Below are 22,059 nucleotides of genomic sequence, written 5' to 3' on the forward strand. Positions count from 1 at the left end.
GTGAATATGAAAAAGCCGTTATTGATTCTACTGGGGATGCTGGCGTCATCCGCTGCGCTGGCCGCTGACGATGACACCAATATCCCGCAGGAGAACGTCTATGCTAGCAAGCTGTGCCATATCGTCAGCGGGGAGACCCAGGTCGGCACAGCGGATGCTTACGTGCAGAAAATGAAGAGCTATACCGCGATGAGCAAATCTTCCAGCGCCATGAATCAGCCGGAGTTTGATGAAGATATTGCTAACGAAGTGGCGAACGCCTGGCTGCAGCTGGGCGAAGATGAGCGCGGCAAACTCCGCGCCGACGAGCAGCTTTGCGAGCAAACGGTGATGACGCAGTTTCAGCAGGAAGATTAAGCCGCCTGCTTATGCTGCACAAACGCGCCTCAGGGCGCGTTTTTTTGTGGCATTTTGTGCCGAATTGCGTACATAATCGCCAGCAATTGATATGCGTCACATAATAACAGCGCCGCCATAGACAGGCGCGTCTGAATCAGCGACTGGCATTGACTCAACGGGCATCATGATCACGCGTCGACACTTTCTTTTGGGTTCCGGGGCCCTCCTTCTTTCCATGACCGCAGGCAAACTCTTTGCCCGTGATGAGGTCATTCCCCTGTGGCCGGACGAGCCGCCGGGCGGCGGCGGGCCGTCTGGGCCGCTGCGCGTTAACAAATACGGCTCCTGGTCGAATATTGTCAGCCCGACCATCCAGCGGTTTAAACCGGAAAATCCCAACGGCGAAGCGGTGCTGATCGCGGCGGGCGGCGGCTATAAGTTTATCGGCATGGGGCGCGAGGCCTGGCCGGTGGCGCGCTGGCTCAACAGCAACGGCTATACCGCCTATGTGCTGAGCTATCGCCTGCCGGAAGAGAAGTGGCAGGCGGGCCATCTCGCGCCGCTGCAGGATGCGCAGCGCGCCATTCGCCTGGTGCGTTCGCTGGAGCGTAAAGTGCACGTGCTGGGATTCTCCGCCGGCGGGCATCTGCTCGGCATGGCGGCGGCGCGTCCAGATTTCCGCTCCTATGATCCGCAGGATGAGCTGGATCAGGTGGTGCCGAAAGTCGACAGCGTCGGTTTGATCTATCCGGTGATTACCCTGGAAGCGCCCTATACCCATACCACCACGCACCGCATTCTGGTGGGCAACGGCGCGACGCCGGCAGAAGAGGCGAACTGGTCGGTGCAGAACTATGTGACGCGCAGCTATCCGCCTACCTTTCTGGCGCAGGCGGAGGATGACCCCGTCTCTAATCCGTATAACACTGAGCTGATGCGCGATACCTGCCGACGCAACCGCGTGCCGGTGGAGCTGATTGAGATCAGCCGCGGCGGCCACGGCTTCGGCCTTGGCAAGGCGGGTACGCCTGCCGCCCTGTGGGATCAGGCCTACGCGCGCTGGCTCGACCGCCTCAGCTGATCGGGCCAGTATCCGGCGGCTGATTGTCTCCTTCGCCGCCAACGTGTTTATGCCGCTTTCCCGATGCCGATTTTTCCAAAAGGCTGAGAAAAAACCTTTTCTATCAACTCTCTAAAATAAATTTTAATAACTTGTAAAATTCTTTCCGTTATCTCTTAACAGCCCGCCTGCGTAAAGTTCATCTCAACGGAAACACAACATCGCAAACCCTTGAGAGGAATAAGATCATGTCTAAATTCGACCTGCTGGACCCGCAAAACTCGACCCTGATTTTTATCGACCACCAGCCGCAGATGTCTTTCGGCGTGGCAAATATCGATCGCCAGCAGCTTAAAAATAATACCGTCGCCCTGGCCAAGGCCGGAAAAATCTTTAACGTGCCGGTGATTTACACCTCGGTCGAAACCGAAAGCTTTAGCGGCTATATCTGGCCGGAACTGCTGGCGGTCCATCCAGAGTCGAAGCCGATTGAACGTACCTCGATGAACTCCTGGGAAGATGCGAAATTCGTTGAGGCCGTAGAGAAAACCGGACGCAAGAAGCTGATTATCTCTGCGCTCTGGACGGAAGTTTGTCTGACGTTCCCGGCGCTGATGGCCATGAAAGAGGGCTATGAAGTCTATGTGGTGACGGACACCTCTGGCGGCACCAGCGTCGACGCTCATGAGCGCTCGGTGCAGCGTATGGTGCAGGCTGGCGCCATCCCGGTCACCTGGCAGCAGGTGCTGCTTGAGTACCAGCGCGACTGGTCACGTAAAGAGACCTATGACGCGGTGATGGATCTGGTGCGCGAACACAGCGGCGCATATGGCATGGGCGTCGATTACGCCTACACCATGGTGCATAAAGCGCCGGCGCGTCAGGCCTGATTTTTACAGCATAAATAACGATTGGGCGAAGGTTCAGCATTGGGCCTTTGCCCTTTATTATCTGTGACTTACCGGTCTCGCTAATGACACTGTTTTTCAGCTGTGTCAGGCTCTGGAGATGTTTTTTTCAGAGTCAGGAAAGATGAAGAAGAAAAACAGTACGCCGACCCCGCACGATGCTACCTTCCGGCAGTTTCTCAGCCAGCCAGATGTTGCGCGCGATTTTATGGAGCTTCATCTTCCGGCGACGCTACGCGCTATATGCGACCTGAGTACGCTGAAGCTGGAGTCCGGCTCGTTTGTTGAGGATGACCTGCGTCCGTACTTCAGCGATGTGCTCTACAGCCTGAAAACCACCAGCGGTGATGACAGCTACGTGCATGTCCTTATTGAGCATCAGTCGACGCCGGACAGGCATATGGCGTTTCGGCTGCTGCGCTATGCGGTGGCTGCGATGAAACGTCACCTTGATGCAGGGCACAAGAGACTGCCGCTGGTGGTTCCGCTGCTGTTTTACGCCGGTAAGCGCAGCCCGTATCCGTTCTCTACCCGCTGGCTGGATGCGTTCAGCGATCCGACGCTGGCGGAAAAGGTTTATAGCAATCCTTTTCCGCTGGTAGACGTTACTGTTATCGCTGACGATGAGATAGCCGAGCATCGCAGCATGGCCGCGCTTACCCTGCTGCAAAAACATATCCATCAGCGCGATTTGTCGGAGGTGATGGACAGACTGGCGTCAGTTTTGCTGGCGGGCTGGCTCTCTTCATCACAGATAATATCGCTGGTACACTATATTGTTCAGGCAGGCGAAACCGCAGACGCCAGCGCCTTTGTCCGCGAACTGGCTCAGCGGATACCGCAACAGGAGGACGCACTGATGACCATTGCAGAACAGCTCAGGCAGGAAGGCCGCAAAGAAGGTGAGCTTAAAGGTAAGCTCGAAGGGAAAATGGAGGTGGCGCGCAGCTTGCTAAAAATGAAGCTGACACGTGAGGCAATTTTGCAGGCTACGGGGTTGACTGAAGAGGAGCTGAATCGCGCCCAGTCAGCCTGATATCACCACAGATGCTGCACCTTTGCCCGCCTGGCACAGCGGATACCGCAACAGGAGGACGCACTGATGACCATTGCAGAACAGCTCAGGCAAGAAGGCCGCAAAGCAGGTGAGCTTGAAGGCAAGCTCGAAGGCAAGCTTGAAGGGAAAATGGAAGTTGCGCGCAGCCTGCTGAAAATGAACATGCCGCGCGAGACGATTATGCAGGCCACCGGGCTGACGGAAGAAGAGCTGAACCGCATTCAGCCAGCCTGATAAATAACGTTTCGCCACTACGCTTAGGGCCAGCATCCGCTGGCCCCTCTCTCCGCGCTGAATCAGCGCATTGTCACAAACTCTTCCGCCGCCGTCGGATGGATCGCCACGGTATTGTCGAAATCTTTCTTCGTCGCGCCCATCTTTAACGCCACCGCAAAGCCCTGCAGCATCTCGTCCATGCCGGAACCAATGCCGTGAATACCGACGATCTTCTCCTCTGCGCCAACGCAGACCAGCTTCATGCGGCACGGCTGGCGGTGCTGCGTAACGGCGGTATACATGGCAGTAAATGAAGATTTATAGACCTTCACCTGATCGTCGCCATACTGCTCGCGCGCCTGCGGTTCAGTCAGGCCAACGGTGCCGATTGGCGGATGGCTGAACACCACCGTCGGCACGTTGCTGTAATCGAGATGCTCGTCAGGTTTATTATTGAACAGGCGCTCTGAAAGACGACGACCCGCCGCGACCGCGACCGGCGTCAGCTCGACCGCGCCGGTATTGTCGCCGACCGCATAGAGACCGTCGACGTTGGTATTCTGATACTTATCGACCTTGATATAGCCTTTTTCATTCAGCGCCACGCCGGTCACCGCCAGGTTCAGGTTGTCAGTCGCCGGTTCGCGGCCGATGGCCCACACCAGGCAGTCGACGGTCTGCTCGCGCCCGTCTTCCAGCTGCAGCGTCAGGCTACCGTCGGCGTTCTTCACAACCGCTTTCGGCACGGCGTGGGTGTGCAGCGTCGGGCCTTCGGCGTTCATCACTTCCACCAGCGTGTCGGTGATCAGCGGATCGAAGCTGCGCAGCGGCGCGTGCTTGCGCACGAACAGATGCGTTTCGGAACCCAGCGCGTTAACCACGCCCGCCAGCTCGACGGCGATATAGCCCGCACCGATGACCGCGGTACGCTTTGGCAGCGCGTCCAGTTCGAAGAAGCCGTCAGAGTCGATGCCGTATTCCGCGCCTGGCACGTCGGGATGGCTCGGACGGCCGCCGGTGGCGATCAGAATATGGTCGGCGGTAATGCGCTCGCCGTTCACTTCCACGGTATGGGCGTCGACAAAACGGGCGAAGCCCTTGATGACGTCGACGCTGTTTTTGCCCAGTACGTTATCGTACGAGGTGTGAATGCGATCGATATAGGCGCTGCGGTTTTTTACCAGCGTCTTCCAGTCGAAGTGGTTTACCGTGGTATCGAAGCCGTAATCCGGACCGTAGAGATGGATCGCCTCGGCGATCTGCGCCGCGTGCCACATCACTTTTTTCGGAACACAACCCACATTCACGCAGGTGCCGCCCAGCTCTTTGGCTTCAATCAGAGCGCACTTCTGGCCATACATGGCAGCACGGTTAATCGAAGCGATGCCGCCGCTGCCGCCGCCAATGGCGAGGTAGTCATAATGTCGTGTCATGGTGTGTCCATCCGGTTGCAAGAGTTGGTCGGGATTGTAACGCTGAGAGGCGAGACGGCGCAAAGATTGCGCCTATGATTGTAATAGGGTTGAATTCTCCTCTCACTGACAGGGAAGCATAGCATGCAGCTTACATTTCTTGGCACCGGCGGCGGCGCGCCCAGCCTGCAACGCAACGTCACCTCCATTGCTTTTACCTATTCGCCGCGCGGCGACACCTGGCTCTTCGACTGTGGCGAAGGGACGCAGCTTCAGTATATGCGTTCGCCGCTCAGACCAGGGCGCATGAACAAAATCTTTATTACTCATCTGCACGGCGATCATATTTTCGGCCTGCCCGGTCTGCTCACCAGTCGCTCCATGGGCGGCATTACCGAGCCGCTGACCATTTACGGACCTGAAGGCATCCGGCGCTTTGTCGACACCGCGCTGTCGCTCAGCGGCTCCTATACCGACTACCCGCTGGAAATCGTCGAGATTGAAGCGGGGCCGGTGCTCGACGACGGTGAATTCCGCGTCAGCGCCTGGCCGCTGGTGCATCCGCTGACCTGCTTCGGCTACCGCATCGAGCAGCACGATAAGCCGGGCTTTCTCGATGCCGCTCGCCTGAAAGAAGAGGGGGTGCCGCGCGGGCCGTGGTATCAGCAGCTAAAAGCGGGAGAGCGCGTCACGCTGGAGGATGGACGGGTGATCAACGGCGCGGACTATCTCGGTCCGGCGACCCGAGGCAAAACCCTGGCGATTTTCGGCGATACCGCGCCGACGCCGATGGCGCTGCAGCTGGCGGCCGATGTCGATCTGATGGTGCATGAAGCAACGCTGGAGGCGGCCCTGCAGGAGAAGGCCAACGGGCGCGGCCACTCCACGACGCTACAGGCGGCGCAGGTGGCGAAAGAGGCGGGTGCAAAGCGCCTGATCGCCACACATTTCAGCTCGCGCTATCTGCCGCGCGACATGCCGCGTTTGCTGGAGGAGTGCCGCTCAATATTTCCGAATACCGAGCTGGCACAGGATCTGGCGGTGTTTACGCTGTAGCTTATTCCGGCACCAGCTGTGTCACGGTGGCGTGGCCGGTTCCGGCAGGCACCAGCTTCTGGTGCAGCCAGGGCAGCAGCTCGTTCATCTGCTGCGCCAGCTTCCACGGCGGGTTGACGACGATCATGCCCGATGCGGTCATGCCGCGCTGATCGCTGTCCGGACGCACCGCCAGCTCGATCTGCAGAATATTACGGATGCCGGTCGCCTCGAGATCGCGCAGCATATGCTTGATCTGTTGACGCAGCACCACCGGATACCAGAGCGCATAAACGCCGGTGGCGAAGCGCTTGTGGCCCTCATGGATCGCCTTTACCACCGCCTGATAATCGCTTTTCAGCTCGTAGGGAGGATCGATCAGGATCAGGCCGCGGCGGGTCGGCGGCGGCAGTTTCGCCTTCAGCTGCTGGTAGCCGTCGGCGCGCTCGACGCGGGCGCGGCTGTCTTTCAGAAACTCGCCGCGCAGCAGCGGGTAGTCGCTGGAGTGCAGTTCGGTAAGCTGCAGCTTATCCTCTGCGCGCAGCAGGTGGCGCGCGATCAGCGGCGAGCCAGGATAGTAGCGCAGCGTGCCGTTGGGGTTCAGGTCGCGAATCGCGTTGAAGTAGGGCTTCAGCAGCTCCGGCGCGTCCGGCTGCTGCCAGATGCGGGCGATGCCTTCCAGATACTCGCCGGTTCGCTCGGCGTGCTCGCCGCTCAGCAGATAACGGCCTGCGCCGGCATGGCTGTCGAGGTAGAGGAACGGCTTTTCTTTCTCTTTCAGCGCGCTGATGATCAGGCTCTGTACGGTGTGTTTCAGCACGTCGGCATGGTTGCCGGCGTGAAAACTGTGGCGATAGCTCAGCATAACAGTGGGGATTCCGCGTTGGCGTAAAAAGGCGTACTGCAAGTAAGCGGGATTATACCTGCTGAAGGCAAAAAATGCTGGCCGATTCTCCGTCACCTGCCTGCCCGACACGTTTCTTCGCGGCGCAGCCTGGCTGGCATTGATTTTCGCTACACTTAACCGCATGTTAGTAAGATTGCGTTGCGCGCCTCGCGCGCCCCATACATTGAACAAGGACTGCGCTATGACCAATCCATTACTCCAGCCTTTTACGCTGCCGCCTTTCTCCGCCATTCAGCCTGAGCATGTGGTGCCTGCCGTGACCGAGGCGCTGAACGAATGTCGCGCGGCGGTGGAGAAGGTGGTGGCGCAGGGCGCGCCCTACACCTGGGATAACCTGGTGCAGCCGCTGGCTGAGGTCGACGACCGTCTCGGCCGCATTTTCTCGCCGGTCAGCCATCTTAACTCGGTGAAAAACAGCCCGGAGCTGCGTCAGGCCTATGAGCAGACGCTGCCGCTGCTTTCCGAATACAGCACCTGGGTTGGCCAGCATGAAGGGCTCTACCAGGCCTATCGCGATCTGAAAGAGGGCGAGAGCTTCGCCGCGCTCGACGTGGCGCAGCAGAAAGCGGTCGATAATGCGCTGCGCGATTTTGAGCTCTCCGGCATTGGCCTCGATAAAGAGAAGCAGCAGCGTTACGGCGAGATTGCCGCGCGTCTTTCTGAGCTGGGCTCCGTCTACAGTAACAACGTGCTGGACGCAACCATGGGCTGGAGCAAACTGATCGCTGACGAAAGCGAACTCTCCGGCATGCCGGAAAGCGCGCTGGCAGCGGCGAAAGCGCAGGCCGAAGCCAAAAATCAGGAAGGCTGGCTGCTGACGCTGGATATTCCAAGCTATCTGCCGGTGATGACCTACTGCGACAACGCCGCACTGCGCGAAGAGATGTACCGCGCCTATTCGACGCGCGCCTCCGATCAGGGGCCGAACGCCGGTAAATGGGACAACGGCCCGATCATGGCGGAAGAGCTGGCGCTGCGTCACGAGCTGGCGCAGCTGCTGGGCTTCGACTCCTACGCCGACAAATCGCTGGCGACCAAGATGGCGGAAAACCCGTCGCAGGTGCTCGACTTCCTGAACGATCTGGCGGAACGTGCCCGTCCGCAGGCGGAAAAAGAGCTGGCGCAGCTGCGCGCCTTCGCTGAAAAAGAGTACGGCGTCAGCGAACTGAATCCGTGGGATCTCACCTACTACGGCGAAAAACAGAAGCAGCATCTCTACACCATCAGCGACGAACAGCTGCGCCCTTACTTTCCGGAAGCGCGCGCCGTTAACGGCCTGTTTGAGGTGGTTAAACGCATTTACGGCATCACCGCCAAAGAGCGTACCGACGTCGATGTTTACCATCCTGACGTGCGCTTCTTCGATCTGTTCGATGAGAGCGGCGAACTGCGCGGCAGCTTCTATCTCGACCTCTACGCGCGTGAGCACAAGCGCGGCGGTGCCTGGATGGATGACTGCGTCGGCCAGATGCGCAAAGCCGACGGCACGCTGCAGAAGCCGGTCGCTTATCTCACCTGCAACTTCAACCGTCCGGTGAACGGCAAGCCCGCGCTGTTTACTCACGACGAAGTCACCACGCTGTTCCACGAATTCGGTCACGGTCTGCATCATATGCTGACGCGCATCGAAACCCCGGGCGTTTCCGGCATCAGCGGCGTGCCTTGGGATGCGGTCGAACTGCCGAGCCAGTTTATGGAGAACTGGTGCTGGGAGCCCGAGGCGCTGGCCTTTATTTCCGGCCACTATGAAACCGGCGAACCGCTGCCGGAAGCGCTGCTCGACAAAATGCTGGCGGCGAAGAACTACCAGGCGGCGCTGTTTATCCTGCGCCAGCTGGAGTTCGGCCTGTTCGATTTCCGCCTGCACGCCGAGTTCGATCCGGCGAAAGGCGCACAGATCCTCGAAACCCTGCGCGAAGTGAAAAAGCGAGTGGCGGTGGTGCCGAGCCCGGAATGGGGCCGTTTCCCGCACGCCTTTAGCCATATCTTCGCAGGCGGCTATGCGGCGGGCTACTACAGCTATCTTTGGGCAGACGTGCTGGCGGCAGACGCCTATTCGCGCTTCGAGGAAGAGGGCATCTTTAACCGCCAGACCGGTCAGTCGTTCCTCGACAACATCCTGACGCGCGGCGGTTCGGAAGAGCCAATGGAGCTGTTCAAACGCTTCCGCGGCCGCGAGCCGCAGCTGGATGCGATGCTGGACCATTACGGCATCAAGGGATAACGGCTGCAGTGAAGATCTGTTTGATTGATGAATCGGGCGCCGGAGACGGCGCCTTGTCGCATCTGGCGCAGCGCTGGCAGCTGGAGCATGACGAAGGCTGCGTACTGGCGCTGGTGCAGACGCCGACGCATCTTGAACTGCGCAAGCGTGACGAGCCGAAGCTGGGCGGCATTTTTGTCGACTTCGTCTCTGGCGCGATGGCGCACCGTCGCCGCTTTGGCGGCGGACGCGGCGAGGCGGTGGCAAAAGCGGTTGGCGTGAAGAGTGGTTATCTGCCGGACGTGGTAGATGCGACCGCCGGTTTAGGGCGCGATGCCTTCGTGCTGGCGGCGATTGGCTGCCGCGTGCGCATGCTGGAGCGTCATCCGGTCGTGGCGGCGCTGCTGGATGATGGCCTGCAGCGCGGCTATCAGGATGCGGAGATTGGCGGCTGGCTGCGCGAGCGGCTGACCCTGATCCATGCGCCCAGCGCGCAGGCGCTCGGCGAGATTACGCCTGCGCCGGACGTGGTCTATCTCGATCCGATGTATCCCCACCGGCAGAAGAGCGCGATGGTGAAAAAAGAGATGCGGGTGTTTCAGTCGCTGGTCGGTGCTGACGAGGATGCCGATGCGCTGCTGGCGCCGGCGCGCCGTCTGGCAAAGAAGCGTATCGTGGTGAAGCGCCCCGACTATGCGCCGCCGCTGGCGGGGGTCGCAACGCAGTCGGCGGTGGTGACTAAAAGTCATCGCTTCGATATTTATCCGCCGCTCGACCGGCAAATATAAAGCTCAGATTGCCCTAAATAAAAAAGCGTGCCTGATACAGCATCGGGCACGCGTTTAGCGGTTGAGCTTAATTTTATTTAATTTCAGGTGCGCTGCAGTTTTGAAATTAAATCAGGACGCCAGTTTGGTCAGGAAGCTTGAAAAAGAGGCGAGGAAACCTTTTGCAACGCTCAGGCCAAAAGCTTTATAAGAAAGGCCAATTTCCCGACCAATATCGGCGGTTTCCGTTAGCGTTTTTACCGTGCTGTCGAGCAAAGTCGACACCTGGGTCAGCGCTTCATTGACGTTTCCAATAAATTCATTCAGGCCTGCACCGCTTACCGCAGCAATTTCATTCTGGTTAATTTCTCTCATCATCAATATCCTTATCAAGTGGTTAAGCCATTTAATTATGCCCGAACTGCCGCTTATGCAGCAGCCAAAGCAGATTGAATATAATAAGCGTCCGCTATTTTGCATATAGTAAAATATTGATAATCGCCCGCCTGCCACACATCGTCAATTAACCAGGCGGCTATTAATAGCGGGCTGATGTTGTCATGAAAATAACGAGGGCTTTCTGGCTGGAGGCTAGTGGCGGCTGAACGTTCTGGCAATGAAACAGAACAGGGGTTTTGGCGGCGCTGAGCGCCTTAAAAAGGCAGACTTTTACGTCATGAGAGGCGAAAGGGAAACGATAAAAGCGGATATAGCGCAGGGGAAGCGTTGGCTCAACGGCTAAAAAAAGCCGACTCGCGCCGGCTTTTTTCGCAGCAGTTATTCGTCTTCTGCGTCGCGCAGCGGAACAATCAGCATATCAATATGCACGGTGTTAATCAGCTGGCGCGCCGACGACATCAGCTTGCTCCAGAAATCCTGATGGTGGCCGCACACCACTAAATCCACATCATATTTTTTAATCGCATCGACCAGCACCTGGCCGAGATCGCCGCTGCCGCTCAGGGTCTCGCTAATCGGGTAGCCTGCCGCATCCGACAGCCCACGCAGCGCGGTGTGGGTCTCTTCCGAGATACGCTTCTGCATATCGCCCAGATTGACGTCAATCAGGCCGGTGTAGAGATCGGAGTAGTTCACGTCGACGTGAATCAGCGAAATTTTGGCGTCATAGGGGCGCGCCAGCGAGACGGCTTTATCCACCAGCAGCTGGCTTTCGGGAGAAAGGTCTACCGCAATCAGGATATGTTTATAAGCCATGATATAACTCCTTTCACAAGATTCAGGATGGCGACCTGTCTTCCTCTCGCGTCATTGCCTGCGCAATCCTTTACGCGAACGGGCGATATGTGTCACCAGTTGCCCTGTCGGCGTTCCCGACAGATAGTTGTTATGTCTTTAGTATAGCGGCGACGGTTAACAAATGCTGCTGTACGCGCTTCGGTTGTGAATAAGATCAAGGCTTAGCGCCTTTTTCGCTCGCGGCGAACGAAAATCATCGCTGGAAAAGAGTTTAAAACTTCTCCTACACTACAAATTAACGGTGGGACTTCTCAGGTGCCGACCGCGTAAGCTTGCTAAAAAACAGAGATCTGTTCAGGTCATTCAGTGGTCGGCTTTTCCCGTGGAGCATGAAGCGCAGCCGCGCTCCATTCCGTCTCCGCGGCTCCAGCTGGGAGGGAAATATGATCAGCACTATCGCGCTTTTCTGGGCTCTTTGTGTGGTGTGTATTGTGAATATGGCGCGCTACTTTTCTTCTTTGCGCGCGCTGCTGGCGGTGCTGCGAGGCTGCGATCCCTTACTCTATCAGTATGTCGACGGGGCTGGCTTTTTTACCTCGCACGGTCAGCCGAGCAAGCAGGTGCGGCTGGTGCGTTATATCTGGGCAAAACGTTATCTCGACCATCATGACGAGGAGTTTATTCGTCGCTGCGAGCGGGTGCGCGGTCAGTTCATCTTAACCAGCGCCTTGTGCGGGTTAGTGATCCTCAGCCTGATTTGTCTGGCGATCTGGCACTAGCAATAAAAAAGGGCGACCTGCGTCGCCCTTGATTTTTGTGCGTGGCTTATACCAGCTTCAGCGCCAGCCAGTAGAGGCTGCCTGACAGCACAATACAGACCGGCAGCGTAAAGACCCACGCCATGGCGATATTCTTGATGGTGCGGCTCTGTAGCCCGCCGCCGTCTACCAGCATGGTACCCGCGACTGACGACGACAGAATATGCGTGGTCGAAACCGGCATGCCCGTATAGCTGGCGATACCGATGGAAACCGCCGCGGTAACCTGCGCCGACATACCCTGCGCGTAGGTCATGCCTTTTTTACCAATCTTCTCGCCGATGGTGGTGGCGACGCGGCGCCAGCCGATCATGGTGCCGATGCCCAGCGCCAGCGCGACTGCCATGATGATCCATACAGGCGCATACTCGATGGTGCCCAGCAGATCGGTTTTCAGCTTGCCGAGGAAGCGTTTATCGTCGGCGCTGGTTTCCGGCAGCTTGGCCGCCTTGTCGGCGGTATCGGCGATGCACAGCAGCAGACGACGCATCTGACTGCGCTGCTCGACGCTAAGCTGCTCGTAGCTTTGCAGATTGGTATTCAGCAGGCCCTGTGCGCGCTGCACCGCCTGCAGCGCACGGGCGCTGTCGCAGTGGAACTCTTTCGGGCCGGACGCCGTCTCTTCCGGCGTCGGCAGGGCAGGCGGCGCCATCTGAACGATGTGCGTCAGCGCCTCGCTGTGCTGCTGATAATATTGTTCGAGGTGATTGACCGCGTCGCGCGTGCGCGTGATGTCGTAGCCGCTGGCGTTCATATTGACCACGAAACCTGCCGGCGCGACGCCAATCAGCACCAGCATAATCAGGCCGATGCCTTTCTGACCATCGTTAGCGCCGTGCGAGTAGCTGACGCCGATTGCCGACACGATCAGAGCGATACGCGTCCAGAACGGCGGCTTTTTCTTGCCGTCGATTTTTTCGCGGTCAGCGGGCGTCATATGGATGCGTGCGCGCTTTTTGGTGCTGCTCCAGTAGCGACGCAGCAGGAAAATCAGGCTGCCTGCGATGATCAGACCGACAATCGGCGACAGAATCAGCGACAGAAAGATATTGATGACTTTAGGGATGTTCAGCGCGTCGATTACCGAGGTGCCGGTCATCAGCGCATTGGTCAGGCCGATGCCGATGATGGCGCCAATCAGCGTGTGCGAACTGGAGGCCGGCAGACCGAGATACCAGGTGCCGAGGTTCCAGATAATCGCTGCCAGCAGCATGGAAAAGACCATCGCCAGCCCGTGCGCAGAGCCAACATTTAATAGCAGGTCGGTAGGAAGCATATGCACGATAGCGTAAGCGACGCTTAAGCCACCCAGCAGAACGCCAAGGAAGTTAAATACGCCCGCCATCACCACAGCAAGCTGCGCGCGCATTGCGCGGGTATAGATCACCGTGGCAACTGCGTTGGCCGTGTCGTGAAAGCCGTTGATTGCTTCATAGAACAATACAAACAGCAGGGCAAGAACCAATAACAGGCCGGTACTGAGGTCAAGACCAGCGAACAAATGTAGCATACAGATTACGCCATTTTGAGGACATGAGCGCGGCGCATTATCTGCGACAACGCAGGGTATGGGAAAGCAAAATATAGCCTTGTTTTGACTTGAGAATGTATCAAGCTGCCCGGTTTCGCCTAAAAGTGCCGTAAAATGAACTGGTTACATTATGACATAATTACGACAATTTTTTGACGCTGGCGTCATGCAGAGCAGACCTCTACAATCAGCGCCTCTGAAAACAGGCGGGACAAAGGCAGTGGAAAAGTTTGACGTTATTATTATCGGTGCCGGCGCGGCGGGACTGTTTTGCGCGGCGCAGGCCGGGCAGCGAGGCCGACGCGTGCTGTTGCTGGATAACGGCAAAAAGCCCGGGCGCAAGATCCTGATGTCAGGCGGCGGGCGCTGCAACTTCACCAATATGTATACCGATCCGACCGCCTATCTGTCGCACAATCCCCACTTCTGCAAGTCCGCGCTGGCGCGCTACACCCATTGGGATTTTATCGATCTGGTTAACCGTCATAACATTGCGTATCACGAAAAGACGCTGGGGCAGCTGTTCTGCGACGACTCGGCGGCGCAGATTGTCGATATGCTGACGGCGGAGTGTGAAAAGGGCAAGGTGACGCTGCGCCTGCGCAGCGAAGTGCTGAGCGTGGCGCGCGAAGCGTCGGGCTATACGCTGCAGCTCAACGGCGCGACGGTGCAGGCGGAAAAGCTGGTGATCGCCAGCGGCGGTCTCTCGATGCCGGGCCTGGGCGCCACGCCGTTCGGCTATAAGGTTGCCGAGCAGTTCGGTCTAAAGGTATATCCGACCCGCGCCGCCCTGGTGCCTTTTACCCTGCATAAGCCGCTGCTGGAGCGGCTACAGACGCTCTCCGGCGTGGCGCTCGATACCACCATTGAGGCGCAGGACGGCACCCTGTTCAAAGAGGCGATGCTCTTCACCCACCGCGGCCTGTCTGGTCCGGCGGTGCTGCAAATTTCCAGCTACTGGCAGCCGGGCGAGCAGGTTACCGTTAACCTGTCGCCCGCCACCTCGATAGAAGAATTCATCAATGCGCAGCGCCAGGCGCATCCCAATCTGAGCCTGAAAAATAGCCTGGCGAAGCTGCTGCCGAAACGGCTGGTAGAGGTGTTGCAGGAGCTGGGGCAGGTGCCGGACGTCACGCTGAAGCAGCTTAACGGCAAGCAGCAGGCCGAACTGGCGCAGACGCTGCACCAGTGGCGCGTGCAGCCCAACGGCACAGAAGGCTATCGCACCGCCGAGGTGACGCTGGGCGGCGTTGATACCACGCTGCTCTCGTCGAAGACGATGGAAGCCCGCGACGTACCGGGACTCTATTTTATCGGCGAGGTGGTGGATGTGACCGGCTGGCTGGGCGGCTATAACTTCCAGTGGGCATGGAGTTCAGCCTGGGCGTGCGCGCAGGCGCTGTAAGATTTGAATGAAGGAGGCCAAAAATATATTTGGCCTTGATAAACTTGATTAAACATAATTTTTTGCTGTTGCTCTTAACGAATCAGTAAAATTATAGATATCATTAAGGTTGGCTATGGGATGGCGTGTTTCTTTTTTATCGATATCGAAAATGCCTATGTATAGCTGGCTTCGGTTGAAGTGAAGGCGACAAACAGGTTTGCGATTATTATCGTCAACTAAAATTCCAAAATAGCTTTGTGTATCGCGGTAGTTAATTCGGTCTGGCTCAATTATCTTCCTTATGATTGCTTTAACAATATGAAATCCTTCAATCTCTTTTTCAGTGGTAACAATTAAAGTACTTTCTTTATCCTCTTCTACAGACGGTAGGTTTGAGGTGTTAATGTCAGTTGTGCTTTGAATGGATGTGCCGCTTATCGCTGATTTAAGTCTTTCATTTACTTGATCGTTTAACCACTGGGTTGCCGCTTTCTTGGTAAGGTTTAAAAATAGTTCTTTAACCTTTTGAGTCATCATTCCTTCATAAACTTTCGATGCGAAAAGTCGAACGAACTCTTCTTCAGGATTATTAAACTGTATTGATATGAGTTTTTTTATTTGACTGATATATTTTAGTTCGCCTGCTGCATTAACAATTGATTCAACATCAAATGCGCTTTTAGTTAGCTTTACCAATTCTGGTACCAGATGTTCATCAATATCCAGCAAATCTAACTCAAGGAACGGCTTTTCATCCATTTTATTTGGCGCGTCAAGATCGGTAAAAAATTTATAAGTTTGACCGTTTGTTAAAATAGAAATGCGCGCGTTTGTTACGTGGAAATAGCGAAATAGCTGCGATGCATGGTTAATGTTAAGTGGCTCGCCTATTTTTTTACATTCGATAAGTATTTGGATGTCTCCATTTTTTAAAATGGCATAATCAATTTTTTCGCCCTTTTTTGTTCCTACATCGCAAACAAATTCGGGTATAACCTCTGTCGGATCAAAAACATCATAACCCAGTACCTGATTTATGAAAGGCATAACAAAAGCACTTTTAGTCGCTTCCTCTGTTTTAATAACAGAGGATTGTTGCCTGATTTTTTTTGCAAGCGCGCTAAGATTTTCAATGATATCCATAATTCACCATTTGTTGTGATGAGTGCATTTGATTTTTAAAGGAACTTTCTTTTTTATACAGTTAACACCAAGTAAGTTAAAAATCGCATAATAGAGTGTGATCATCCATAAAAAAGACGCACCGTAAGTCAGCAATCGTTATTGCTTATTTTTAATTGAATTATTTCTGTTTGTCAATTCTGTGTGATTTTGTTAAATTCAATAAAATACAACAAGTTAAGTAAATAAAGGCTGTCACCTTACGTAAGACTTTTAATTTTTATGTGTTAAGTCATGATTATAAATAGCTACCCATATTTAATATTGTAACAATTCTAATGCTAGCATTTAATATTGTGTGTTTTTTCTTTGTGGGGTTTTATCCTTTTTATGTCAAAATCTAGCAGTTGGGATTTAGAAATGATTGCTTCAAATTTATGAAAATATTTTGATTTTGTTCAGTTTTAACAATTCTTGTTATCTTTTTTTTGCTGAAGTTACATTTTTTTACGAGGGCGCAGCTTTTACGAAAAAAATGAATTGAATTTTTAACTTTTTTGAACAAGATAAATGTTATATGAGAGTGAATTAACAGAATTAGTGTCATGTTTATTATGCGCTTTGTAATTTATTAAATTTCCTCTAAATCAATTCAATAGTAGTCAACAATACTTAACGTGTTTAATTATCTTTTGCTTGTTAAATCAAATGGATAGGAAATGTAAGGTTGATGGGTTGAAGGTGAGCATCCTATCCATTCATAAATGTAATATTCTTCGAAAAGACTGTTTTCTTACGCCTTACATTGCTTCTTGCTATAAACAGGCTTGGGATAAAAAATAAAATTTCCTATCACTTTACCGGCTTGCTCTCCTTCTGCCGCTTCGCTAATTAGCTGACTCGCAACACTTTTAGACTAATCCGCCTGGCGCGTTTGCCGCCCCGATTTCATACTTCTGATTTACCACAAAGGAGATCCGCCCCCAATGCTCACCTTTATGCGTTCCCTGTTTTCCAGCCCCGAGAGCTTTATCAGAGGCATGTCACGTCAGGATCTGAATGAATCCATCGCCGACGGCGAGCGCATCATCATTGATGAGGACGGCAACGCTTCGGTAAACGTGCTGAGTGAGGAAGTGCATGAGGATTTCGCCCGCCACGTCGAAACGCTAAAAGGAGTTTAAGATGGGTACGGCGATATTCATGGTGCTTATGGTCTGCGGCTACTGGTACACCAGCCGCGATCTCTCCAGTCGGTTCAAGGTCCGGCGCAGTATCGGCTGGGATGTCTATTTCCTGGTGGCGCTCTACGGCTGTATCTTCGTACTGCAAGGGATGTTAGCGACGGCTATCGTCTGGCTGCTGTTGCTGCTTGTTTCCAGTCTGGCCAATGCGCTGCAGATAATACCCGGCGAGCATCTACGCTGGCAGATGGAGTTTATGAACTGGAGCTTTCTTGGCATCCAGGCGCCGGTCGTGGTGATGCTCGCCTTCGCGGTGCTGTTCTGCATGTATCGCTCTAACTGGTCGGAAAGTGCGCGTCTTAACAGTAGCGGACGGCAGGATCTCTATCAGCAGCTCTCTAAATCCAACGGCGTTGAGCAGCTGCTTTACCAGTGCATGCAAGAGGGCGAGCTGGCGTGGATCACGCTTAAGTCGCGCCGCATCTATATCGGTATGGTGCATGCCGCCACCTTTGAGTATGAGAACACCGCGAACATCGTGATTATTCCTATGCTCAGCGGCTATCGCGACAGCAAAACGCTCAGCATGTCGATTGAACATAACTACAGCCGCTGGTATGCCGAGCACGGCATTACGCTCACTTCCGAACCGAAAAACGCCATGGCGTTCCGTAAAGTGCTGATGGTGGACCAGATAGAGAGTCTGTCGCTATTTGACCCGGCCAGCGCCAGTTCGCTGGCGATGACGCATCACGACGGCGTGCCGATGGAGATTGAAGGCTCCTTTACGCCACATTCTCCGCCGTAAACAGCCGCAGGGCGACGTTGCCGTCTTGATAGATATCGGGCTGATAGCCGCTCTCCAGATGACGCAGCAGCAGCTCGATCGCCAGACGCGCGTGCTGCTGCGCGTTCTGATCCAGCGCAAAGTCCAGCTCATCATGACGCAGCAGCTGACGCGTAATTGAATAAAGCTCGTGGGTAATATAGCCGCACTGACCAAGAAGCTGATGGGCGCGCAGCGTTTCGCTCACTTCGCTGTTGCCCATCCCGGTGTTATACAGGCCCGCTACATGCTGCGACTGCGACAGACTCTGGTCCAGCAGCGTGCGGATGGTGTCGCGCTGATCGAGGCCGAACAGCACTTCGCGCAGATGACGCTGCGGCGCGCGCTGCATCATGACCTCGCGAAACCCCGCGATACGCTGACGGTGCGCCCAGTAATCGAAGCGGCCGCTCACCATCACAATATCGCCCGGCTGATGTACGATCTTGCTCATCAGCAAACCCGCGGTGCGACCGGCCTGGTATTGATCGATGCCGACGTGACAGAGGCGATCCGCGTCGGGCAGGTCGGTTACGATGGTGATAACCGGCACGCCGCGGCTGCGGCACAGCGCCAGCGCGCGATAGATGGGCGGGTAGTCATGGCCGAAAACGATGATGCCATCGCGGGTGCTGCTGCGGGCGATAATGCTTTGCGCCAGCTTGTCCGGCTGTGACTCCGCGACCAGCGTTTTGTGCAGCGTAATACGCCGATAGCCCAGTTCGCCCGCCGCCTCGCCAAAATAGCGCACCAGCTGCTGGAAAAACGAGGAGCCGTTATTGCTGAGAAACACCTCTACCTGCCAGGGATGACGATACTCCTCCGGCAGTAATCGCTTAAGGCCAATATCGCGCGCCGCTTTTAATACCTTGCGCGTCGTCTCCGGGGATACACCGCCGCGTTCGTTTAATACCCGATCAACGGTTGCGATGCCGACGCCCGCTATTTTTGCCACCATCTCAAGGGTGAGTTTTTTCATTATTACTCCAGGCATAACGTTATTTGTCATGCCGTTACCGCTGCGTACTTTACACGGGCGCCGTTTTACCGGCTGGCGTCTGTTAAACAGGATCGCTATTTTAATAAGTGTGCTAACCGTTGCGCTAGCCTGATTTAATGAAATTTTATGTCGCAGTTAACGCATGTTAATTCTGGCGAAAAATGCAGCGAATAAAACGCCGATCTAACGTAACGAGCGTTATTTCAGCACTCCTTCAGCATGTACGTTGATAACGCCGCCAGAAATGTGCGGTTTAACTTACTGAAAAAAATAGTTTTATGCCGACGGATGATGGCTTTACATCAACGCTGCGCTTTCCGAAAGTAGGTTAAAAAATTATGATTATTTTGTTGTTAATTGATTGATAGCGATTTTTTGTATTAACAACCAGCCTCTGAACGGAACAAAGCTTTCCGCCGATGAGCAGAGCGCATAATAAAAAAATAACGCTGTCGCCGGATAAAAGGCGCGCAGGAGATTGCCATGCCCGAAATAGTTTACCTGGTATGGTTTCCTCTCCGTTAATTAAATGAATGCAGTTAATGTGATCAATTTCTTGGCAGGGAAAATATGAAACGCAGAGAGTTTCTCACTTCCGTGGCCGCCCTGGGGGTAGCCTCGTCGCTGCCTGTGGCAAAAGCGGAAACCGTGCAGGGCGGGCAACCCTGGGAACCCGGCAAAGTCAGTACGCCGCCTGTGCCGCGTAAAGGCGGCCTGCAGTATCTGACGCAGCATGAATTCGACACCGTTGGCGCTATCGCTGAACGCTTTATTCCCGCTGACGAGCTAAGCATCAGCGGCAAAGAGGCGGGCTGCGCCACCTTTATCGATCGCCAGCTGGCGGGCGATTACGGCAACGCAGTGGCGATCTATCGCCTGGGACGCTTTGTCAAAGGCACCCCTGAGCAGGGACCGCAGTCGCCGCTGACGCCCGCGCAGCGCTACCGGCAGGGTCTCGCCGCGCTTGATGCATACACGTCCAAAACCTTCGGTAAAACCTTTGTTGCGCTAAGTGGCGACCAGCAGGACGATCTGCTGCGCCGTATGGAGGCGAACCAGATCGATCTGGGCGCGGAGGTAGAGACCAAAGTCCTCTTCGAGCTGCTGCTGCAGAACGTACGCGAAGGCTTTTTGTCCGACCCTATTTACGGCGGCAACAAAGAGATGGCGAGCTGGAAAATGATTGGTTTTCCTGGTGCACGCTATGACTTCCGCGACCTGATTGGCAAAAAAGGGAAGAAGCTCAACATCATCCCGACCAGCCTGATTGATAACACCCTTTGACTCTTCAGTCTGACTGAGCAGTGAGTTAACACATGCAAAATATTCGTCCGAAAGCTGACGCCGTAATCGTCGGCCTGGGCTGGTGCGGCTCGTTGATTGCCGAAGAGCTGACGCGCGCCGGCCTGAATGTGGTCGCTATCGAACGCGGCCCCTGGTTTGAAACCGCCACCGATTTCCCCCCCTCTGTCGATACCGACGAACTGCGCTGGGATACCCGCCGCAGCATGCTGCTGCCGCCTGCGGTAGAGACCACCACCTTCCGTAACAACCGTTCGGAAACTGCGCTGCCAACGCGCGAATGGAACCTGAACGAGCTGGGCTATAACGTCGGCGGCTCCGGCACGCACTGGGCCGGCATGGCATGGCGCTTTACGCCGTGGGATCTGCAGCCTTATACCCAGACGGTCGCGCGCTACGGCAAAGAGAAGATAGCTAAAGGCCTGATCCTGCAGGACTGGGGCGTTACCTACGATGAGCTGGAACCGTTCTACGATCGATTTGAGAAAATCGCTGGCGTCTCCGGTAAAGCGGGCAGGCTTAACGGCGAAATCGTGCCTGACGGCAACCCGTTCGAAGGCAACCGCAGCAGCGACTATCCGCTGCCGCCGCTGGAGAGCACGCGCCTGACCGATCTGTTCCGCGATGCGGCGAAATCCCTTGGCCAGCATCCTTTTATGGTGCCCGCCGGACAAACATCGCGCGCCTACGTGAATCCGCTCGGCGTGCGCATGGGGCCGTGCACCTACTGCGGCTACTGCCTCTACTACGGCTGCGGCAACTTCTCCAAATCGAGCCCGAACGCCTGCGTGATCCCGGCGCTGATGCAGCGCGAAAACTTTACCGTGCTGACCGATTCCGCCGTGGTACGCGTAAATAAGGCCGAAGACGGCAAAACTGCCACCGGCGTCACCTATATCGACAAGAATAAAAAAGAGTGGGTGCAGCCTGCCGATATGGTGATCCTGTCGGCGTTTCAGATGCAGAACGTGCGCCTGCTGCTGCTGTCGAAAATCGGCCAGCCTTACGATCCGGAAACCAAAACCGGCACGGTGGGACGCGCTTACAGCTTCCAGACTGTCTCCGGCGCCAGCCTGTTTTTCGAAGATGAATACCTTAACCAGTTTATCGGCGCAGGCGCGCTCTCGCAGCAGGTTGATGACTGGAATGGCGATAACTTCGACCACAGCGACAAAGACTTTATCGGTGGCGCCGGCATTCTGGTGGTGGCGCGCGGCGCGCGTCCTATCGGCAACGCTGACGCACTGCCGCCGGGCACCCCGCGCTGGGGCAAGGCGTGGAAAAAGGCGTATACCCACGCTTTCCAGAACGCCACCTTTATTTTCGGCCAGGGTACCAGCTTCTCGCACGAAGATTACTACCTCGATCTCGACCCGGAATACAAAGACGACAACGGCAATCCGCTGCTGCGCGTCACGTTTGACTACAACGAAAACGACCGCCGTTCGGCGAAGTTTATCGAAGAGAAAAGCGTCGAAATCGGGAAGGCGATGGGGGCGAAAACCGTTATCGGCACCAACTCGGCGGCAGGCAAATATTCGCCCTACAACTTCGCCAGCGACCACACCATCGGCGGCGCGGTGATGGGCACCGATCCGAAAACCAGCGTCCTTAACCGCTATCAGCAGAGCTGGGATATGCACAACCTGTTTGTGCTCGGCGCCTCCTCGTTTCCTAACAATGCAGGCTACAACCCAACCGGTACCATCGGCGCGCTTAGCCTCTGGACGGCGAAGGCGATTATCGATCGCTACCTGAAAAACCCCGGCCCACTGGTAAAGGTGTGAT

Annotated in this window: 21 protein-coding genes; 14 read left to right on the forward strand and 7 right to left on the reverse strand. The window is 55.4% G+C overall.

Annotated features, from left to right (window positions below; translation table 11 throughout):
* Positions 1 to 6: 6 nt before the first annotated feature.
* The 5 genes from ACR6A7_RS10165 (at position 7) to ACR6A7_RS10185 (ending at position 3,598) form a co-directional block, all read left to right on the forward strand.
* On the forward strand, positions 7 to 357 hold the full coding sequence (locus tag ACR6A7_RS10165; RefSeq protein ID WP_434124752.1) for a hypothetical protein: 351 nt from the start codon (positions 7 to 9) through the stop codon (positions 355 to 357).
* A 166-nt stretch (positions 358 to 523) separates the two neighbouring features.
* Entirely contained in the window at positions 524 to 1,420 is an 897-nt protein-coding gene (locus ACR6A7_RS10170; protein WP_434124753.1) for an alpha/beta hydrolase, read from the forward strand.
* A 227-nt stretch (positions 1,421 to 1,647) separates the two neighbouring features.
* On the forward strand, positions 1,648 to 2,289 hold the full coding sequence (locus ACR6A7_RS10175) for a hydrolase (RefSeq protein ID WP_033753334.1): 642 nt from the start codon (positions 1,648 to 1,650) through the stop codon (positions 2,287 to 2,289).
* 142 nt (positions 2,290 to 2,431) lie between these two features.
* Positions 2,432 to 3,343 carry an Rpn family recombination-promoting nuclease/putative transposase gene (locus ACR6A7_RS10180; RefSeq protein WP_434124754.1) on the forward strand — a complete coding sequence of 304 codons (912 nt, stop codon included), beginning with the start codon at positions 2,432 to 2,434 and terminating at the stop codon, positions 3,341 to 3,343.
* A 66-nt stretch (positions 3,344 to 3,409) separates the two neighbouring features.
* Positions 3,410 to 3,598 (forward strand): Rpn/YhgA-type helix-turn-helix domain-containing protein, encoded by a 189-nt coding sequence (locus ACR6A7_RS10185; protein WP_434124755.1) that lies wholly within the window; start codon positions 3,410 to 3,412, stop codon positions 3,596 to 3,598.
* Positions 3,599 to 3,660: 62 nt separating this feature from the next.
* Here ACR6A7_RS10185 and gorA read toward each other — a convergent pair whose 3' ends face one another.
* Positions 3,661 to 5,013 carry a glutathione-disulfide reductase gene (gene gorA / locus ACR6A7_RS10190; RefSeq protein WP_434124756.1) on the reverse strand — a complete coding sequence of 451 codons (1,353 nt, stop codon included), beginning with the start codon at positions 5,011 to 5,013 and terminating at the stop codon, positions 3,661 to 3,663.
* A 123-nt stretch (positions 5,014 to 5,136) separates the two neighbouring features.
* On the opposite strand from gorA, the gene rnz reads away from it, so the two are divergent.
* Complete coding sequence (rnz, locus tag ACR6A7_RS10195; protein ID WP_434124757.1) at positions 5,137 to 6,048, forward strand: ribonuclease Z; 912 nt, start codon at positions 5,137 to 5,139, stop codon at positions 6,046 to 6,048.
* 1 nt (position 6,049) lies between these two features.
* On the opposite strand, the gene ACR6A7_RS10200 is transcribed toward rnz, so the two are convergent.
* Positions 6,050 to 6,892, reverse strand: a complete 843-nt coding sequence (locus ACR6A7_RS10200) for a 23S rRNA (adenine(2030)-N(6))-methyltransferase RlmJ (protein WP_434124758.1) — start codon at positions 6,890 to 6,892, stop codon at positions 6,050 to 6,052.
* 223 nt (positions 6,893 to 7,115) lie between these two features.
* On the opposite strand from ACR6A7_RS10200, the gene prlC reads away from it, so the two are divergent.
* A complete protein-coding gene (gene prlC / locus ACR6A7_RS10205) occupies positions 7,116 to 9,158 on the forward strand; it encodes an oligopeptidase A (protein ID WP_434124759.1) in 2,043 nt (680 codons plus the stop codon).
* 8 nt (positions 9,159 to 9,166) lie between these two features.
* Positions 9,167 to 9,925, forward strand: coding sequence for a 16S rRNA (guanine(1516)-N(2))-methyltransferase RsmJ (gene rsmJ / locus ACR6A7_RS10210; protein ID WP_434124760.1), 759 nt, complete (start codon positions 9,167 to 9,169; stop codon positions 9,923 to 9,925).
* Positions 9,926 to 10,036: 111 nt separating this feature from the next.
* Here the strand turns inward: rsmJ and ACR6A7_RS10215 are convergent, their stop codons facing one another.
* Together ACR6A7_RS10215 and uspA are read right to left on the reverse strand one after the other, a co-directional pair.
* Positions 10,037 to 10,282: a hypothetical protein gene (locus tag ACR6A7_RS10215; protein WP_434124761.1), complete on the reverse strand. Its 246-nt coding sequence runs from the start codon at positions 10,280 to 10,282 to the stop codon at positions 10,037 to 10,039.
* Between the two features lie 399 nt (positions 10,283 to 10,681).
* Positions 10,682 to 11,119: a universal stress protein UspA gene (gene uspA, locus ACR6A7_RS10220; protein WP_033753318.1), complete on the reverse strand. Its 438-nt coding sequence runs from the start codon at positions 11,117 to 11,119 to the stop codon at positions 10,682 to 10,684.
* A gap of 425 nt (positions 11,120 to 11,544) precedes the next feature.
* Between uspA and uspB the strand changes: the two genes are divergently transcribed.
* The gene (gene uspB, locus ACR6A7_RS10225) at positions 11,545 to 11,880 is read left to right on the forward strand and encodes a universal stress protein UspB (protein WP_033753315.1); all 336 of its coding nucleotides are present in this window, start codon (positions 11,545 to 11,547) and stop codon (positions 11,878 to 11,880) included.
* Positions 11,881 to 11,926: 46 nt separating this feature from the next.
* Here uspB and pitA read toward each other — a convergent pair whose 3' ends face one another.
* Positions 11,927 to 13,429, reverse strand: a complete 1,503-nt coding sequence (gene pitA, locus ACR6A7_RS10230; protein ID WP_434124762.1) for an inorganic phosphate transporter PitA — start codon at positions 13,427 to 13,429, stop codon at positions 11,927 to 11,929.
* A 241-nt stretch (positions 13,430 to 13,670) separates the two neighbouring features.
* Between pitA and ACR6A7_RS10235 the strand changes: the two genes are divergently transcribed.
* Positions 13,671 to 14,855 (forward strand): BaiN/RdsA family NAD(P)/FAD-dependent oxidoreductase, encoded by a 1,185-nt coding sequence (locus ACR6A7_RS10235; protein WP_434124763.1) that lies wholly within the window; start codon positions 13,671 to 13,673, stop codon positions 14,853 to 14,855.
* 48 nt (positions 14,856 to 14,903) lie between these two features.
* On the opposite strand, the gene ACR6A7_RS10240 is transcribed toward ACR6A7_RS10235, so the two are convergent.
* A complete protein-coding gene (locus tag ACR6A7_RS10240) occupies positions 14,904 to 15,980 on the reverse strand; it encodes a type I restriction endonuclease (protein WP_434124764.1) in 1,077 nt (358 codons plus the stop codon).
* 965 nt (positions 15,981 to 16,945) lie between these two features.
* Between ACR6A7_RS10240 and ACR6A7_RS10245 the strand changes: the two genes are divergently transcribed.
* Both ACR6A7_RS10245 and ACR6A7_RS10250 read left to right on the forward strand, forming a co-directional pair.
* Positions 16,946 to 17,143, forward strand: a complete 198-nt coding sequence (locus ACR6A7_RS10245) for a hypothetical protein (RefSeq protein WP_033753308.1) — start codon at positions 16,946 to 16,948, stop codon at positions 17,141 to 17,143.
* A gap of 1 nt (position 17,144) precedes the next feature.
* Positions 17,145 to 17,951 (forward strand): hypothetical protein, encoded by an 807-nt coding sequence (locus ACR6A7_RS10250; protein ID WP_434124765.1) that lies wholly within the window; start codon positions 17,145 to 17,147, stop codon positions 17,949 to 17,951.
* On the opposite strand, the gene ACR6A7_RS10255 is transcribed toward ACR6A7_RS10250, so the two are convergent.
* Positions 17,929 to 18,948 carry a LacI family DNA-binding transcriptional regulator gene (locus ACR6A7_RS10255; protein WP_434124766.1) on the reverse strand — a complete coding sequence of 340 codons (1,020 nt, stop codon included), beginning with the start codon at positions 18,946 to 18,948 and terminating at the stop codon, positions 17,929 to 17,931. The genes ACR6A7_RS10250 and ACR6A7_RS10255 overlap by 23 nt on opposite strands.
* Positions 18,949 to 19,539: 591 nt before the next feature.
* Here ACR6A7_RS10255 and ACR6A7_RS10260 point away from each other — a divergent pair.
* Positions 19,540 to 20,253, forward strand: coding sequence for a gluconate 2-dehydrogenase subunit 3 family protein (locus ACR6A7_RS10260; RefSeq protein ID WP_434124767.1), 714 nt, complete (start codon positions 19,540 to 19,542; stop codon positions 20,251 to 20,253).
* 32 nt (positions 20,254 to 20,285) lie between these two features.
* Positions 20,286 to 22,058 carry a GMC family oxidoreductase gene (locus tag ACR6A7_RS10265; protein ID WP_434124768.1) on the forward strand — a complete coding sequence of 591 codons (1,773 nt, stop codon included), beginning with the start codon at positions 20,286 to 20,288 and terminating at the stop codon, positions 22,056 to 22,058.
* The last annotated feature ends 1 nt before the right edge of the window (position 22,059 follow it).

The organism is Pantoea phyllosphaerae, assembly GCF_051025595.1.
Classification (GTDB): Bacteria; Pseudomonadota; Gammaproteobacteria; order Enterobacterales; family Enterobacteriaceae; genus Pantoea.